A 17,235-nucleotide genomic window follows, 5' to 3' on the forward strand; every position below is an offset into this window, starting at 1 on the left:
ACGCAACTCCGCCACGGCTTTTGCCGTGGCGGAGTTGCGTCATCACCTGTTCGACCGGCCCACCCGGCACGAACTGCGTGACGACAAAGGTAAGGGTCACGACGCCGATCAAGGTCGGCACCATCAACAACAGACGTCTAAGAATGTATGCAAGCATGGCGAACCTCAGTTTGCTGCGGTCGGTGAAGAAGCCGGCGCGGCTGCGCTAAGCGCGGCCGGCGGCTTCTTGTACCAGTAGTCGATCACCCAATCTTCGTATTGGTACGAATTCGGCACGATCGTCGGGAATCCCAGCGTGGCCTTGTAACCGATTCGCGCGTCCGGCGCAAAATACTGCGGCACCAGGTAGTACGAGTTGACCAGCACGCGATCGAGCGCGCGGGTTGCCGCTTCGAGGTCCGAGATCGTCGTGGCGGCGAGGACGTCATGGATCAGCGCGTCGACGGCCTTCGACTGAACGCCCGGGTAGTTCTCCGAACCTACCTCCGTCGCGGCCTTGCTGCCGAAACGGCGCTCCAGTTCCGCACCCGGAATCGTCACCGGGTTGTAGATGTAGGTGGTCATGTCGTACTCGAAATTGTCGAGCCGCTTCTGATACAGCGCACTGTCGATTTCGCGCATATGGGCCTGGATGCCGAGCATGCCGAGCGCCTGCATGTACGGGAGAATCAGGCGGTCCATGCCAGGTTGATCATCGATGATCTCGATGGTCATTGGATTGCCGTTGTCATCGCGCAGCGCGCCGTCGCGGTAGTGCCAGCCGGCCTGCGCGAGCAGATCGCGCGCCTCGCGCAGATTGCCGCGCAGCGAGTCCGGCGCCAGCGTCGTGGGCTGCTTCAGCATGGGACCGAATACTTCCGGCGGCACGCTGTCGCGCAGCGGCTCGAGCAAGGCAAGCTCCTTCTGGCTCGGCATGCCCTTCGCAGCGAAGGGGCTCGCGTCGAAATAGCTTTGCTCCCGGCGATACTGGCCGTAGAACATCATCCGGTTCATCCAGTCGTAGTCGAACGCCAGACTCAACGCATGACGTACACGCACATCCTTGAACATCGGCTTGCGCAGATTGATCAGGAAGCCTTGCATCTGCGCCGGGCCGTCAGGAAAGACACCCTGCTTCAGCATGCCGTTCCTGAAGTTCTTGCCGACGTATTTGCGCGCCCACTGGGTCGCGCTGTACTCGACGTGCACATCCGCATCGCCAGCCTTGAACGCTTCCAGCATGGTGTACTGGTCGAGGTAGAGCTTGAAGCGGATATGGTCGAAGCGGAACATGCCGCGGCGCGAAGGCAGATTCGCAGCCCAGTAGTTCGGATTGCGGACATAGTCGATGTCCTTGTCGTTCTTGCGCTGCTCGATCAGATACGCGCCGCTCGCGATCGGCGCCACGTTGGATATCTGGTCGAATGCCGGGCGTTTGCCATCAGGCGTCATCCCCCATTTCGGCGAAAACACCGGAATGTCGCCGGCAATCAGGGGCGCATCGCGCTCGGGACGGACGAACTCAAAGCGGATAGTGAGGTTGTCGACAACCGTCGCCTTCTTGATCACCGCAAACTGTGCGTTAAACAGCGGTGAGGCCTGAGGGCTTTTCAGCGTATCCAGAGAATACTTCACGTCCGCAGCGGTGATCGGGTCGCCGTTCGAAAAACGCGCTGCCGGATTGATGTGGAACGTCGCGGAGGTCAGGTCCGGCGCCACTTCAACATCGTCTGCGATGAGTGCGTACTCGGAAGCGAGTTCGTCCCAGCTGCGTTGCATGAGCGTGTCGAACATCAGGTTCTGAATGTCCGGCGCGGCCGCGCCACGGACCAGAAACGGATTGAGCGAGTCGTAACTCTGAAGTTCGTTGTAATTCTCGAAGTTCAGCGTGCCCGTGTTGGGCGCGTCAGGGTCCGCATAGTCGAAATGCGTGAAATTGGCGGGATATTTGGGCTGATCGTATTGAGCGATCGCGGAGGCGGCGTGAGCCGGCGTGACGCCCAGGCTCATGGCGCCAAGCAGCGCGGCAGCCAGCGCCGGCGCGACGCGCGCGGCGGCTTGCCGTGTCGCCGATGCGCAAGAGATCGTCCATGTAGCGCGCGGCAACCGAAACTTCACAAGTCTCATCATCAGTATGCGTAGGGTCGCGCGCCAGCTTATGGCCGTCACGCGGTTCGTCGGATCGACCTGAACGATGCCAGTTGCCATCGCCCCGGTCACTTAAGGCGTCGCATGGCGCCTTGGGTTACGGGTTAGTGTCGCGCGACGGGTCCAGAACCGCAGACCGCGCCGCCGACAACATTGCCTGCGTTCCTCTCGCGCTGGCCGGGTCCGGCGGTGCTGCATGCCGGCCGCGGCGACGTACGGAGAAGTTCACAGTGTGCTACTTACCCAACACAGTGTGCTACTTACAAAAAAGTCGCTCCGGCGGCACAAGAGCCGGAGCGACAGTCGTCAACAGGCTTACAACTTGTTAGAACTTATAGGTTGCACCGATCTGGGCAAAGCGGCCGAGGTACGTGTACAGCGATTCGTCGTAACCGGTCAGCGTTGCGGTATTGGCATTCAGCCATTCCGGATCGTACGGAGGCGCCTTGTTGAAGATGTTGTTAATGCCACCGTAGATCGTCCAGTGCTTGAAGCCCGTATATGCAACGTTCAAGTTGAACTGGCTAAACGATGACGTGGAGTAGTTCAGACCCAATGCATTCGAGTAAGGGCCCGTGTACTCCCATGCCACATCTGCGGTCCACTGGTGGAACGCCCACGACAGATCTGTATTGCCCCTCCAGCGCGGGAACGAACCGCCGAACGGCTGAGCGTACGTCAGGTCATTACCTGCGCCGTCAACCGAAGTCGCGCCACCGAGGCCGTTGATCTTGAAGTGCCACACATAGGCCCAGTCGGCGGACAACTTGAACGTACCGATGCTGGTCGGCAGCGACTGCGCAAACGTCGCTTCGAAACCATCCGTATCGAACGAGCCCAGGTTTTCGTACGTGTTGACTTCGTACGCAATTGAGCCGTCCGCATTGTAGACAGTGGCCGACGGATCTTGCTGCGTGCCGATAGCCTTATCTACGTGGATCTTGTACCAGTCAAAGCCTACGTCAGTCGTACGGGTCGGCGACAGTTCGAAGCCGATGTTGTAGTTCTTCGTGCGCTCCGGCTGCAGTTCCGGATTGCCCCTGGTGATCGTGTTTTCCGGAAGACCGCCAGGACCATCCGGCTGGAGGCCAAGGTTCGACGAGTTCGTGTTCTCGAGGAACTCCGGTGCGCGGAATCCACGCGTGTACGAAGCGTACGTGGTCAACTGCTGAACCGGCTGGAACCGCAGGGCGAAACGCGGCGAGAACGCACCGCCGAAGTCGCTGTAGTGGTCATAACGGCCCGACTGGCTGAACGTCAGCATCTTGTTGATCAGCGGAATGTCGACCTGGTAATACACGGCGGCAACATTGCGCTCGCCGTTCACTTCCTGAAGGTTCGGCGCCAGCACTGCGCCGCTCGTATAGGCCGCGCCTTCTTCGATCAGCTCGCTTTCATGCAGGAACTGCGCACCCAGACCAAAGCCGACGTCTCCGGTCGGAAGATGGAACAGGTTCGGCGTCGACAGGGTTGCGTCCAGCGCGTCGAGCTTCGAAATACCGAGGTTGTCGGCCGACTGCAGAATGCTGTTCAGGACACCCGGCGCAGCGGTCTGATTGACGAAGTTATACGTGCCGTTATTCAGCGCGTTGTTCAGGCCATTCACGTTGACCACACCGTTGAGCGTGTTGCTTACCGTGCTCATCGAATGCGTGTACGCTGTATTCCAATCCCAATCTTCCTTGCCGACCGAGAAGGTGCCCTTCACCCCCATTGCCGCGCGCCAGAAATTCGAGTTCGTCACAGAATTGTACGTGGACGGAAGGTAACCAAACAGTTCCTGAGCGGCGCCCGTCGTGTTGTACGGATTGTTCGCCGGCACAATCGCCGAGTACGGACTGATTGTCTGAGTGGCCGCGTTGTACTGGAGCGAGTTGCCGATGGGTACAGGACCGTCGCTCGTCGTCGTCTTATTGTTGCTTTCCCACAGATCGGCGTACGCCGTCGTCTGGTCGTTGATCTTGAAATCGCCGTGAACCTTGACGTTGTAACGTTCGGTCATCGGTCCGAGCGAATAGTCTTCGGCGGTGTTCTTCAGGCACACATTGCCGCCAGTCACCGCGCCAGTTTGTAGCGCCGTCAGGCTACCGGTGTAAGGGGCGACCGTGCCGTTGCAATTCCCCGGTACCGTCGCAACACCCGTGTTCGGGTTAAGGAAATACGTCGGCGTCTGCACATTGCCGCCATATGCGCGGCCCGTAAAGTCCTGATTCTCGGTCGTATCGCGATCTGCGAGCGTAAAGCCGTTGTCTTTGTAGACGCTGGCCGTGGCCGTGATGTTGTAGCCGTCGGACGCCAGATTGCCGAAGCCGCCGAGAACGCTGAATTTGGTCGTACCGGAGCCGCCTTGCGTGGCGCCGCCGTAGCTGCCGTCGAGTTGCAGGCCCTGGAAATCATGCTTCGTGATGATGTTCACGACACCGGCGATAGCGTCCGAGCCGTACTGCGACACCGCACCCGTCTTGACGACTTCGATGCGATCAATCGCGCTCAGCGGCAGCGTATTCAGGTCGAAGAACTGGTCGGTACCGTTGACGGCGAAGGCAAACGGTGCGGCCCGTTGGCCGTCGACAAGCACCAGCGTGTACTTTTCGCTCAGGCCGCGCAGTGCGATACCGGAGCCGCCTGCCGCAAAGCTGTCGGCATTGGCTTCACCCCAACTGTTGGCCGAATTGGCAGAGATGTTGCGCATATAATCGGCGACGCTCTGCTGACCCGAGCTCTGGATATCCTTGTTCGAGATAACCTGAACCTGATTGAAGCCAGTCTTGTCCGCCTGGCGGATCAGCGACCCCGTCACCTGAAACGTCTTCAACTGCTTGACGTTCTTGTCGTTTGTCGCTGCTGCCGTGCCTGAAGCCGCTGCCGGAGCGGCAGCTGCTGCCGTACCCGAAGCCGCTGCCGCCGGCGCCCCCGCCGTAGCCGGCTGGCTTTGTGCAAACGCCGGAACGGCGAATGCGGTGGTCAGTGCTAGTTCGGCCCAGATTATTCTTCTGATGGCCAGCGCCAATGCCCGTTGTTTCATTTTTCCCCTTCTCACTCGTCAGTAAGGCCACACTTGTTGTGCGATGAGAGGTCCCACCGACCTCTCTACTCGATTTGCAGCGACGCCGCGCCACATTCCGCCAAAGTTGCCCCGCAGCCCTACAACTTCACGAACTGAACAACGTCTAGACCAGTGCAGCGAGATAGACGGGGCACCCCAGCTTATTTAATTTCGGACTACTAACACATCACATATTAATTCGATTTGCTTTCGAATACATTTCAATCCGCTAATAAAACTGGTTTGACCGAACCGTTTATTAGCCGATTGGCATTGCCTGCTCAAAACCAAGGGTTAACCTGTAGGACTACTTATAAATGTATTCAGACTGCGCCATCTCAAACACGATGTCCTGCGACTAAAACAACCTCGGCGTCCCTACCCAGACAAGCACGGTTTCTTCGCCTGCTGTGTTGGCCCATGCATGCGGGACCGTTGACTCGTAATGCGCGGTGTCACCGGCTTGCAACACGAAGGTCGTACCTTCCAGAGTGAGAGCAATCTGGCCGCTCATCACGTACAAAAACTCTTCCCCTGCGTGCGTCGTCACTTCCGACGGTTGCTGGCCCGCTGGCATCCTCACCAGAATCGCTTCCAGCTTGCGGTCCACCGACAGGTTCGTCAGCCTGCCAAACAGGTTGGCCGAATCGGCAAACCCAAAAAACTTCAGCTCGTCGCCGCGGCACACCGACTTGGCTTCAGTCGGCGTATCGACGAAGTACTGCACCGTGACACCCAGCGCCTGCGCGATACCAACTAGCGACGTGATCGACGGCGTTGCCTGCCCGCGTTCCACTTGCGACAGGAACGGTTTCGAGATGCCTGCCGCTTTCGCCGTTTCATCGAGCGTGCGATTTAGCCGCTGTCGCAACGCGCGAATCTTGCTGCCTATCGCGAGTGCGGCTGATGCCTTCTTATCAAGTGGCGGAACCATAGCAAGACAGAATCCAGTAGTCAAAATTTGTTTGATCTAAGCAAATTTAGTTTCATTGAAAGCGCGACGTCAGGCGCCAAATCGGTTGAAAAATTGGGTGGGCGCTCGCCCTGGGTGACAACCGGGTGAGGCCGGTTACCTGGGCGACGGACGAATTCATCCAGACTCCGGGAAGGTTGAATGCACAACTAAAGTGCGAGCGCATTCCCTTCCAGCCTGGAATCGTTGAGTTGAAAGTCAGAAAACAGCATGCGCGCAGCCAGCGATGTTTGCGCCGGCCGGCGCGAGCGCATTGATGCGCCTGCTGGAAAGACGATATCAAGACAAAATCGTCCGTCAAACTTTTTTTGATGGGAACAGACAGTGTTTAGAGCATTTCCTCCAATTACGAGGTGAACTCTCGACACAAAGCCCAGTGTAGATCGAATTTCGAGCCTGGGCGGCCCGCTAGCCGCAAGCGGGGAAAACCCTCGTCGCAATTTCGCGACAGGGGTCTCCCCGCGGCGTCATCCGTGGGTGCCTTCGCCGGCCCGAACGGATGCAAGCGGCATGTTTTCCCCGCGTTCGAGCACGGACCGAAGCGCAGCTCCGGTGTGGCTTTCGCGGACCCGGACAAGTCCCTCGGGATCGGTCGCCGCGACAATCGACCCGCCGCCCACGCCCCCTTCCGGACCGAGGTCGATAATCCAGTCGGCTTCGGCAATCACGTCGAGGTCGTGCTCGATGACCACCACGCTGTGGCCGCCGTCCGCCAACCGGTGCAGCACGCGAATCAGCCGCGCGACATCCGCCATGTGCAGCCCGACGGTCGGCTCGTCGAGTACATAGAGCGTGTGTGGCGGCTTCTGGCCGCGCCTCGTGATGTCGTCGCGCACCTTGCTCAGTTCGGTGACGAGCTTGATGCGCTGCGCCTCGCCGCCCGAGAGCGTCGGCGACGGCTGGCCGAGCGTCAGGTAACCAAGGCCCACGTCCTTCATCAGTTGCAGCGGATGGGCGATATTGGTGATGGGCGCGAAGAATTCGACAGCCTCGTCGATCTCCATGGTCAGCACGTCGCCGATGTTCTTGCCGCGCCAGGTGACCGCCAGCGTCTCCGGGTTGAAACGCTGGCCGTGGCACACGTCGCACGGCACCTTGACGTCCGGCAGGAAGCTCATGCCGATGGTGCGCACGCCCTGGCCTTCGCATGCCGGGCAGCGTCCCTCCCCTGTATTGAACGAGAAGCGCGAGGCCGTATAACCGCGCGCACGGGCTTCGAGCGTGCCCGCGTACAGCTTGCGGATAGCGTCCCACACGCCAATATAAGTAGCCGGGCACGAACGCGGCGTCTTGCCGATCGGCGTCTGGTCGACTTCGAGCACGCGGTCGATGCTTTCCCACCCGGTGATCGCGTCGCAGCCTTGCCAGTCGTGCGTGACGTTCAGTTGCGCACGCGGCGCGCTGCGGGCCAGCACGCTCGAACGGCGATTGGCCACCGGTTCTTCCTGCGCCGCCTTGCGGGCACGGCGGGTGGCCGGCGACGACAGCACCGAGCGCCCCACCGCATCCAGCAGGTTCGTCATCAGCACGTCGCGTGCAAGCGTGGACTTGCCCGAGCCGCTCACGCCCGTCACCGCAACGAGGCGCGACAGCGGCAGCCCCACGGTGACGTCACGCAGGTTGTGCAGCTTGCCGCCATGCACGGTCAGCCACTGCTCCGGCACGGCCGCGGCGGTTTTGGTCTTCGGCTTGACCGTGCGGCGCGCCTGCAACGGATGCACGATCGGGTTAGCGAGGAATTGCCCGGTCAGCGAATCGGCTTGCGCCGAGAGGTCGGCCACGCTGCCCTGCGCGATCAGCGTACCGCCGCGCTTGCCTGCGCCCGGGCCAATGTCGATGATGTGGTCGGCGCGCCGGATGGTGTCTTCGTCATGCTCGACAACCACCAGCGTATTGCCCTTCTCGCCGAGCTTGCGCAGCGCGCTCAGCAGAATCTGGTTGTCGCGCGGATGCAGGCCGATAGTCGGTTCGTCGAGTACGTAGCAGACCCCTTGCAGGTTGCTGCCCAGTTGCGCCGCCAGCCGGATGCGTTGCGCCTCCCCGCCCGACAGGCTCGGCGCCGCACGGTCGAGGCTCAGATAGCCAAGCCCGACTTCTTCGAGGAACTGCAGGCGGCTGCCGATCTCGCTCACCACGTCACGCGCGATCTCGGCGTCGCGGCCGGTGAGTTCCAGCGTGTCTATCCAGCGGCGCGTGTCGCTCACCGTCCATTGCGCGACGTCGACAATCGACTGCGCGTCGAACGTGACCGCGCGGGCGGCCGGGTTCAGGCGCGTGCCGTGGCAATCCGGACATGGTTCGTCGACCACGCCTTCCGGCTCCTGCTCCTCGGACGGCAAGCTCTGCTCGCGGCCACGGCCGTCTTCGGCGATCACCGTGTCGTCGTAAGCGGCGCGCTGCTCGCGGGTCAGCGCGAGACCAGTGCCGACGCACGTGGTACACCAGCCGTGCTTGCTGTTGTACGAGAACATGCGCGGGTCCAGTTCCGGGTAGCTCGTGCCGCACACCGGACAGGCGCGCTTGGTGGACAGCACCTTGAGCGTGCCGAACTTCGCGGTGGCGCGGCCGCTCGTCAACGCGTCCTGCAAGCCGTCGAGCGGCGCAAGCAGATGCATCACGCCCTTGCCCACTTCGAGCGTCTCGTCGAGCAGGCGGCGCAGCTCGGCCTCGTTGTCGGCCGACACCACCAGATCCGCCACCGGCAGTTCGATAGTGTGCTCGCGGAAGCGGTCGAGCTTGGGCCACGGGTCGACCGGCACGAACTCGCCGTCCACCCGCAGATGGGTATTGCCGCGCGCCTTCGCCCACTTGGCGAGGTCGGTATAGACGCCCTTGCGGTTGACCACCAGCGGCGCGAGGAAACCGACGTGCTCGCCCTTATGGTCGCGCAGCAATTGCGCCGCGATCGACTCGACGCTTTGCGAGCTCACCGGCGTGCCGTCGTGGATGCAATGCTGCAAGCCGAGCTTGACGTATAGCAGGCGCAGGAAGTGCCAGACTTCGGACGTGGTGGCCACGGTACTTTTGCGGCCGCCGCGCGAGAGCCGCTGCTCGATTGCCACGGTCGGCGGAATGCCGTACACCGCGTCGACTTCGGGGCGCCCGGCCGGCTGCACGATTGAACGCGCGTAGGCGTTCAACGATTCGAGGTAGCGGCGCTGCCCTTCATGGAACAGGATGTCAAAGGCGAGCGTCGATTTGCCCGAACCGGACACGCCCGTGATGACGTTGAACTTGCCGTGCGGGATATCGACATCAAGCGCCTTCAGGTTGTGCTCGCGCGCATTGACGATGCGCACCACGTCCTCGCCTTCCACCGCACGGCGGGCACGCGCCGCCGTGAGCGCCTTTTGCAGCGGCATGCCTTGTGCGGCCGATGCCGCGCTGGCGCTCATCGCCTCGTCGTACTGCAGCAGGGCCTGGCCCGTGTGCGACTCCGCGCAGGCCTTGACTGTTTCCGGCGTGCCCGCGCACAGCACCCGGCCGCCGCCGTCGCCGCCTTCAGGTCCGAGATCGATCAGCCAATCCGCCGCGCGGATCACGTCGAGATTGTGCTCGATCACGATCAGCGAATGACCGCCCGCCAGCAGCTTGCCGAACGCCTGCATCAGTTTCGCGATGTCGTCGAAATGCAGGCCCGTGGTCGGTTCGTCGAACATGAAGAGCCGCGAGGCGGGCGCCAGCTTCACCGCGCGGGCCGTGGCGGCCTGCGCCGTTTCGGCGAGGAAGCCCGCCAGCTTGAGACGCTGCGCTTCGCCACCGGACAAGGTGGGCACCGGCTGGCCGAGTTTCACGTATTCGAGGCCCACGTCGACAATCGGCTTGAGCACGCGCAGCACTTCCGCATCTCCGGCGAAATACGCGGTGGCTTCGCTCACGGTCAATTCAAGCACGTCGGCAATGCTCAGGGCCCGCGCCGGCGTGCCGCGCTCGATCTTCACTTCGAGCAGTTCGGCGCGGTAACGGCGGCCGTCGCAGTCGGGGCAGCGCAGATACACGTCGCTCAGGAACTGCATCTCGATGTGCTCGAAGCCCGAGCCGCCGCAGGTCGGGCAGCGGCCGTCGCCCGAGTTGAAGCTGAACATGCCCGGACCGTAGCCGCGCTGTTGCGCGAGCGGCACCTTGGCGAACAGTTTGCGGATCTCGTCGAACGCGCCCACATAGCTTGCCGGATTTGAACGCGCCGTCTTGCCGATCGGCGACTGGTCGACGAACACCACCTCGTTCACCTGCTCGGCGCCCACGAGGCGCCGGTACGCGCCCGGCGCTTCGGTGGCGACGCCGAGATGCCGCGCCAGCGCCGGGTACAGCACGTCCTGTATCAAGGTGGATTTGCCGGACCCCGAGACGCCCGTGACGCACACGAGGCGTTGCAGCGGAATCTCGACGGTCACGTCCCGCAGGTTGTGCTGGCTTGCGCCTTCCAGCACGATGCGCGGCGTGTCCTTTTTGACCGGGCGGCTCGACCAGTGCGACACATCGGCCACATGGCGATGGCCGCCGAGGTATTCGCCGGTCAGCGTGCCCGATGCACGGATCTCGTCCGGCGCGCCGTCGAAAATGATCGTGCCGCCGCGCTCGCCGGGGCCTGGGCCCATGTCGATCAGGCGGTCCGCCGCGAGCATCACCGAAGGATCGTGTTCGACCACCACCAGTGTATTGCCCGCGTCGCGCAGACGATGCATGGCTTCGACGATGCGGTTCAGGTCGCGAGGATGCAGGCCGATACTCGGCTCGTCGAGTACGAACAGGGTCTTGGTGAGCGAGGTGCCGAGCGCCGTCGTGAGGTTGATCCGCTGCACCTCGCCACCCGAGAGCGTGCGGCTCTGGCGGTCCAGCGTCAGATAGCCGAGGCCCACGTCGCACAGATATTTAAGGCGCGTGCGCACTTCGGCAAGCAGCAGCTTCAAGGCGTCGTCGAGCAATGCGCTTGGCAGGCTGAGGTCGTCGAAGAAACGCCGGATGCGTTCGACCGGCAGCAGCATCAGGTCGTGCACGGTCAGGCCCGGCAGCGCTTCGAGCTGCGCACGGTTCCAGTCCACGCCACGCGGCAGGAAACGCTGCGCCGGGTTCAGCACCGCGTCCGCGTTGGACTTCGTGCCAAGACGCCACAGCAGCGCTTCGGTTTTCAGGCGCGCGCCGCCGCACACCTCGCACGGCGTGTAGCTGCGGTACTTCGACAGCAGCACGCGAATGTGCATCTTGTACGCTTTCGATTCGAGGTAGTCGAAGAAGCGCTTCACGCCGTACCAGTGGCTCTGCCACTTGCCATCCCAGTCCGGCGAGCCGTTGATGACCCAGTCGCGCTGCTCCCGGGTCAACGCCGACCACGCCGTATCGCGCGGAATGCCGGCCTTCGCCGCATAGCGCATCAGGTCGTCCTGGCACTCCTTCCACGCGGGCGTTTGCATGGGCTTGATCGCCCCGCCGCGCAGGGTCTTGCGCTCGTCGGGAATCACGAGGCCGAGGTCGACGCCAATCACGCGGCCAAAGCCGCGGCAGGTTTCGCACGCGCCATACGCCGAGTTGAACGAGAACAGCGCCGGTTGCGGGTCCGCATAGCGCAGGTCGCTGTCCGGGTTGTGCAAGCCGGTGGAGAAACGCCAGATCTGCGGCTCGGCGGACTCTTCCGGCGCTTGCGGCAGCACGTAGACGTTCACACGCCCGCCGCCGCGTTTCAGCGACGCCTCAATGGCCTCGACCGCGCGCCCCTTCTCGACCGCGCTCAGACGGAAACGGTCGGCCACCACGTCGAGCAGCTTGCGCGGCCCGGTAGGCGACTGCACCTCGCGCTGCGCCTGGACACGCGTGTAACCGCTCGCCGACAGCCACTGTTCGACCTCTTCTTCGGTCGCGGACTCGGGCAATTCCACCGGAAACGTGACGACGAGCCGCGGATCGCCCTGCGCGGTGCGCGCGGCGAATTCGAGGTAGATGGTCTCCGGCGAATCGTGCCGCACCGCCTGAGCCGTCTTGCGGTCGAACAGCTCGGCGGCGCGCGCATACAGCAGCTTCAGATGGTCGTTGAGTTCGGTCATCGTGCCGACCGTGGAGCGCGAGCTGCGCACCGGATTGGTCTGGTCGATCGCAATGGCCGGCGGTACGCCGTCGACGCGGTCCACCTGCGGCCGGTCCATGCGGTCGAGGAACTGCCGCGCGTACGCGCTGAACGTTTCCACGTAGCGCCGCTGCCCTTCCGCGTACAGCGTGTCGAACACCAGGCTGGATTTGCCGGAGCCCGACGGGCCGGTGACGACCGTCATCTCGCCGGTATGCAGGTCGAGATCGAGGTTTTTGAGGTTGTGTTGACGCGCTCCGCGAATGCGGATTTTTCCTGTAGATGACAATTTGCCCGACCGTCTGAATGAGTTGGCCACATCTTACGGCCGCTTTGCGACCGTAAAGATTTACCGCGGATTTACCGCGGATTCACCGCACCCGACCATACGGATCAATCGCCGCAGGGCGGATCTGAAGGAAACACTATACTGTATATTTATACAGTTTTCCATCGACGGCGTAGATGCAGCCCGTTGGGCCAGGTGCAAGGCAAATGCGAGGTCACTACAAAGCAACGACGAGACACGTCGAAGCCGCGCCCGCTCTCCAAAAAATACAGCGTAAGGCGCGGATAGTTTCAGAAAGCCTAATCGAGACAAGGACTTGCTACGATTCGCGCGGTACTCACGGGGGATACACACAATGAGTCGCGTGATAAAAATACTGGTGCTGGCGGGGTTGCTCAATCTCCAGGGCTGCGCGTCGTCGCTCGAGACATTTGCGACCGGAGCCGTGGTCGGCGCAGTGGCCGGCGTGACTGCGCTGACCTGCGCGGTCGTCTGTCACTAGGCGGTCCACGCCCCGGGCAGCGGCGGTCAGGACGCCTCGGCCGGATTGCGCCGCGCATCGTGCGCGCTCAGCAGTCTGTGCGCCACCATATCGAGCGCCGGTTTCACGAGGCCGTTCTTGTCGGTCCACACCTTCGGCGTGAGCGCGCCGCTCAGGGCCACGCTGTCCGCGTCGCTTAACGCCAGCAGGCCGGCCTGCACTTCATCGTCGAACGCGATCACGTTGACGAACAGCGTGTCGCCCTCGCCAGTCGTCGCGCACACCTTGCACGTCACATAACGCTTGCCGTTCTGCCCAGTGCGGATCTGGGCTTCCCCGTAGAGCCGCCCGCCTACCAGTCCATCGATCATCTCATCCGCTCCTGTTTCCCTTTGGCTCGCAAGGCGTAAGCGCCTCGCGAGCCGTATGATCCCACGAGCGGACCCGAGCGGCGCCTTAAAACGCGCTCTTCACCACGCCGCCGTCGACACGCAAGGCCGCGCCGGTCGTCGCCGATGCCAGCGGACTCGCGACATACGCCACCAGCGAAGCCACCTCCTCGGTCGTGGCAAAGCGCTTGATCAGCGAAGTCGGCCGCACGTGCTCGAAGAACTCCTGCTCGACCTGAGCGGCGGATTTGCCGCCGGCCTTGGCGAGACTGTCGACGAAGTCACCCACGCCGCGCGACCGGGTCGGCCCGGGCAGCACGCTATTGACGGTGATGCCGGTGCCCGCGACGGACTCGGCAATGCCGCGCGCCGCAGCGATCTGCGCGGTCTTCGTCACACCATAGTGGACCATTTCCGTGGGAATCTGCAGGCCGCTCTCGCTCGAAACGAAGATGATGCGCCCCCAGTTGGCCCGCTTCATCGACGGCAGGAAGAGGCGCGCAAGGCGCACGCCGCTCAGCACGTTGACATCGAAAAAGCGCAGCCAGTCCTCGTCCGGAATCTCTTCGAACGGCTTGGGCTCGAAAATGCCGAGGTTGTTGACGAGAATCTCGACGCCAGGGTAACGCCGCGCGAGTTCATCGGCCGCATCCGCTTTGCTCAGGTCGCCGGCGAAGCCCAATACGTCGGCGCCGGTGCTCGCCTTCAGTTGCGCGACGGCCGCATCCACGGCTTCCTGCTTGCGGCCGTTGACGATCACGCGTGCGCCTTCCCGCGCCAGTGCGGTGGCAATGGCGAGGCCAATGCCGGCGGTGCTGCCGCTGACCAGCGCCAGCTTGTCTTTCAGTTGCAGATCCATGTTCTTGCCTCTCTATCCATGAAATGAATGCCGTCCAATCTGCAGCGGACCGCTGCAGTCGGCATCGGCGATGCTGGCATTCTGATTGCAGGCCACCAATTTGATAATTGGCGTGGTATTTGAATGACTTTCAAACAAAGATTGATAATGACAAGCGGTCGATCAGGCAATAGGCGTTATCCGTGCGAGCCGCGGCCCGGAGCGACGGCGCTGCCGCCTGAAGCCGCCTCGAAAATATCCCGCAGCCACTGCGCAAACACCCGCACCCGCGACGACAACTGGCGGCTCTGCGGATACAGCACCGACACCGGCATGGGCGGCGGCGGGTAGTCCTGCAGAATGATCTTCAGGCGCCCCGCCGCTAGTTCCCCCGCAATGCGGTAGCGCGGCACCTGCACAATGCCGAGTCCCGCCAGCGCTCCACCCGTGTACAGATCCGTGCCCGCAACCGACACCACCGAGGCAAGATACATCGTGCCCACACTTCCTTCCCTAGTGAATTCGAGCGGCACCGCCTTGCCTGTCGCACTCGAAATGTAGTTGACCGCGCGATGCGCCGCCAACGCCGCCGGCTCGGCCGGTTCGCCGTAGAGGGCAAGATACCCGGGGCTCGCCACCGTCACCTGTTCGAGCTGCGCAACCTGCCGCCCCACCATTGACGAATCCTGCAGGTTCCCCGCCCGCAGCACGCAATCAACGCCTTCGCGCACGAGGTCGACCAGCCGGTCATCCTCACCCAGATGCAATTCGATCTCCGGAAACTGCGCCAGAAACGCCGGTAGCGCCGGCACCACGAAATGGCGCGCCAGCGTGCCCTGCAGGTTCGCGCGCAGCAAGCCCTTCGGCGCGGTATTGCGGAACGATCCTTCCGCCTCTTCGAGATCCGCGATCAGGCGCACGCAGCGGCGGTAATAGGCCTCGCCGTCGGGCGTCAGCCGCACCGTGCGAGTGGTGCGTTCGAGCAGCCGCGTGCCGAGCCGCTGCTCCATGCGCTTGAGCAGATTGGTGACGGTGGCGCGTGGAATCTGCAGATCGTCAGACGCCTGGGTAAAGCTCTGACGCTCGGCGATGCGCACGAACACCCGCATTTCCTCAAAACGATCCATTAGCAGGGCTCCGGACTATTATTAAAGTCAATGGAACTATGATACCAATTCTTCGGTGATTATCTTCCAAACGGAATGATCCATGATTCGTCTCACGGACCCGCCCGGCAGCATCAGGAAGTCGACTCACGTGGTTCAAGCGGCCACACAGGCACAGCAAGCGGGTCAGCCCTGAATCCCCAACCTGAGGAAACGCATCATGAACAACGCCAACCATCAGCAGCAGATCGCACTCGTCACCGGCGCCTCGCGCGGCATCGGCGCAGCGGTCGCCCGCCGTCTCGCCCTGGACGGTTTCGCCGTCGCTGTCAATTACGCCGCAAGTTCCGGCGAAGCCGACGCGCTGGTCGCCGAGCTGCGGGCAGCAGGCACCCGGGCGATCGCGGTGCAAGCCGACGTCGCGAAAGCCGACGAGGTGCGCCGGATGTTCGAAACCATCGAGCAGCAGCTTGGCAAAGTGGATGTGCTCGTGAACAACGCCGGCGTGCTGAAAACCGTGCCGCTTGCGGACACCTCGGACGCCCTGTTCGACCAGACCATCAACATCAATCTGCGCGGCACCTTCAACACGCTGCGCGAAGCGGCGGCACGTCTGAACGACGGCGGCCGGATCGTCAACTTCTCGAGCACGACGCTCGCGCTGAACATGCCCGGCTACGCCGTCTACAACGCGACCAAGGCTGCCGTCGAAGCCTTCACGCATGTGTTCGCCAAGGAGCTGCGCGGCCGCAACATCACGGTGAACGCCGTGGCGCCGGGGCCGATCGCCACCTCGCTGTTCCTCGACGGCAAGACCGAGGAGCAGATCCAGACGTTCGCGAAGATGCCGCCGCTGCAACGCCTCGGCCAGCCGGACGATATCGCCGCGGTCGTGTCGTTCCTCGCGGGTCCCGATGCGGGCTGGGTCAACGGTCAGATCCTGCGCGCCAACGGCGGCGTCGCCTGAGCCTCGCTCGCCTCCTCAGCCGTCAAGAACCATACGGAGAACCATCATGCAAAACGTCATTCTGGTGACGGGCGCCGGCACCGGCATCGGCAAGCTCACGGCCCAGGCGCTCGCCGAGGCCGGACACATCGTCTACGCGACCATGCGCGACGTGGCGGGCCGTAACAAGCCGCGCGCCGACGAACTGCGCGCGCTCGCCAAGGCGCGCGGCATCGCCCTGCATCCGCTCGAACTCGATGTGCTGTCGCAATCTTCGGCGGATGCGGCCGCCGCGGCCATCGTGCGCGAACAGGGACGCATCGACGTCGTGATGCAGAACGCCGGGCATCTGGTAGTGGGACCCGCGGAAGCCTTTACGCCGGAAGAGATGGTCAAGGTATTCGACACCAACCTGTTCGGTTCGCAACGCGTGAACCGCGCGGTACTGCCCTATCTGCGCCAGCAGGAAGCCGGGTTGATGCTGTGGATCAGCAGCACGACGACCAAGGGCGGCTTTCCGCCGTTCATGGGCCCCTACGGCGCCGCGAAGGCGGCGATGGATTCGCTCGCGGTCACGCTCGCCTATGAGATCGCCCGCTTTGGCATCGAAACCTCGATTGTCGTGCCGGGCGCTTTCACGCAGGGTACCGCGCACTTTCCGAGCGCCGGCAAACCGGCCGATGCGGCCACCGCGGCAGCGTATAGCCGCTACGACGGCGTGATGGACCAGATCGGCGCGCGCCTCTCTTCGCTCACGCCTCCGGACGCCACTCCGCAAGCCGTAGCCGATGAGATTGTGCGGATCGTCGGCCTGCCGGCCGGCACCCGGCCGATGCGTTCCGTGATCGACTTTGTCGGCGACGGCGCGCGTGAAGTGCTCGAAGTCTCGGAACGCGTGCGCATTGCCTTTGCGAAGCGGATCGGCATGGGCGATCTGCTCGAAGCGAAGGTCAAGCGCTAAACCGCTCGCACACCACCGGCT

Annotated in this window: 10 protein-coding genes and 1 pseudogene; 3 read left to right on the forward strand and 8 right to left on the reverse strand. The window is 62.9% G+C overall.

Annotation, left to right across the window (positions count from 1 at the left end):
* The 5 genes and pseudogenes from FFS45_RS36255 to uvrA all read right to left on the reverse strand — a co-directional run.
* A pseudogene (locus FFS45_RS36255) lies at nt 1-157 on the reverse strand (microcin ABC transporter permease); the annotation flags it as partial.
* Between the two features lie 8 nt (nt 158-165).
* Nucleotides 166-1,989: an extracellular solute-binding protein gene (locus tag FFS45_RS36260; RefSeq protein ID WP_249363075.1), complete on the reverse strand. Its 1,824-nt coding sequence runs from the start codon at nt 1,987-1,989 to the stop codon at nt 166-168.
* A gap of 463 nt (nt 1,990-2,452) precedes the next feature.
* Complete coding sequence (locus tag FFS45_RS36265; protein ID WP_137959450.1) at nt 2,453-5,152, reverse strand: TonB-dependent receptor; 2,700 nt, start codon at nt 5,150-5,152, stop codon at nt 2,453-2,455.
* Between the two features lie 379 nt (nt 5,153-5,531).
* Nucleotides 5,532-6,107, reverse strand: a complete 576-nt coding sequence (locus tag FFS45_RS36270) for a cupin domain-containing protein (protein WP_137959451.1) — start codon at nt 6,105-6,107, stop codon at nt 5,532-5,534.
* 506 nt (nt 6,108-6,613) lie between these two features.
* On the reverse strand, nt 6,614-12,493 hold the full coding sequence (gene uvrA, locus FFS45_RS36275; protein ID WP_137959452.1) for an excinuclease ABC subunit UvrA: 5,880 nt from the start codon (nt 12,491-12,493) through the stop codon (nt 6,614-6,616).
* A 355-nt stretch (nt 12,494-12,848) separates the two neighbouring features.
* On the opposite strand from uvrA, the gene FFS45_RS41975 reads away from it, so the two are divergent.
* Nucleotides 12,849-12,995, forward strand: coding sequence for a hypothetical protein (locus tag FFS45_RS41975; RefSeq protein WP_171029852.1), 147 nt, complete (start codon nt 12,849-12,851; stop codon nt 12,993-12,995).
* Between the two features lie 26 nt (nt 12,996-13,021).
* On the opposite strand, the gene FFS45_RS36280 is transcribed toward FFS45_RS41975, so the two are convergent.
* The 3 genes from FFS45_RS36280 to FFS45_RS36290 form a co-directional block, all read right to left on the reverse strand.
* Nucleotides 13,022-13,345 carry a single-stranded DNA-binding protein gene (locus FFS45_RS36280; protein ID WP_137959453.1) on the reverse strand — a complete coding sequence of 108 codons (324 nt, stop codon included), beginning with the start codon at nt 13,343-13,345 and terminating at the stop codon, nt 13,022-13,024.
* Nucleotides 13,346-13,430: 85 nt separating this feature from the next.
* Entirely contained in the window at nt 13,431-14,222 is a 792-nt protein-coding gene (locus FFS45_RS36285) for an SDR family oxidoreductase (protein WP_137959454.1), read from the reverse strand.
* A gap of 176 nt (nt 14,223-14,398) precedes the next feature.
* Nucleotides 14,399-15,328, reverse strand: a complete 930-nt coding sequence (locus FFS45_RS36290) for a LysR substrate-binding domain-containing protein (protein WP_137959455.1) — start codon at nt 15,326-15,328, stop codon at nt 14,399-14,401.
* Nucleotides 15,329-15,527: 199 nt separating this feature from the next.
* Between FFS45_RS36290 and FFS45_RS36295 the strand changes: the two genes are divergently transcribed.
* On the forward strand, nt 15,528-16,274 hold the full coding sequence (locus FFS45_RS36295; RefSeq protein WP_137959456.1) for an SDR family oxidoreductase: 747 nt from the start codon (nt 15,528-15,530) through the stop codon (nt 16,272-16,274).
* A gap of 46 nt (nt 16,275-16,320) precedes the next feature.
* Nucleotides 16,321-17,214 carry an SDR family oxidoreductase gene (locus tag FFS45_RS36300; RefSeq protein ID WP_137959457.1) on the forward strand — a complete coding sequence of 298 codons (894 nt, stop codon included), beginning with the start codon at nt 16,321-16,323 and terminating at the stop codon, nt 17,212-17,214.
* The last annotated feature ends 21 nt before the right edge of the window (nt 17,215-17,235 follow it).

Origin of the sequence: Burkholderia sp. 4M9327F10 (assembly GCF_005503145.1) — a bacterium.
Taxonomy (GTDB): domain Bacteria; phylum Pseudomonadota; class Gammaproteobacteria; order Burkholderiales; family Burkholderiaceae; genus Paraburkholderia.

Bases quoted from the DNA above. Each gene is read 5' to 3' on its own strand.
- FFS45_RS36260 (WP_249363075.1), bottom strand. From the start codon at position 1,989: ATGAGCCTGGGCGTCACGCCGGCTCACGCCGCCTCCGCGATCGCTCAA.
- FFS45_RS36265 (WP_137959450.1), bottom strand. From the start codon at position 5,152: ATGAAACAACGGGCATTGGCGCTGGCCATCAGAAGAATAATCTGGGCC.
- FFS45_RS36270 (WP_137959451.1), bottom strand. From the start codon at position 6,107: ATGGTTCCGCCACTTGATAAGAAGGCATCAGCCGCACTCGCGATAGGC.
- FFS45_RS41975 (WP_171029852.1), top strand. From the start codon at position 12,849: ATGAGTCGCGTGATAAAAATACTGGTGCTGGCGGGGTTGCTCAATCTC.
- FFS45_RS36280 (WP_137959453.1), bottom strand. From the start codon at position 13,345: ATGATCGATGGACTGGTAGGCGGGCGGCTCTACGGGGAAGCCCAGATC.
- FFS45_RS36285 (WP_137959454.1), bottom strand. From the start codon at position 14,222: ATGGATCTGCAACTGAAAGACAAGCTGGCGCTGGTCAGCGGCAGCACC.
- FFS45_RS36290 (WP_137959455.1), bottom strand. From the start codon at position 15,328: ATGGATCGTTTTGAGGAAATGCGGGTGTTCGTGCGCATCGCCGAGCGT.
- FFS45_RS36295 (WP_137959456.1), top strand. From the start codon at position 15,528: ATGAACAACGCCAACCATCAGCAGCAGATCGCACTCGTCACCGGCGCC.
- FFS45_RS36300 (WP_137959457.1), top strand. From the start codon at position 16,321: ATGCAAAACGTCATTCTGGTGACGGGCGCCGGCACCGGCATCGGCAAG.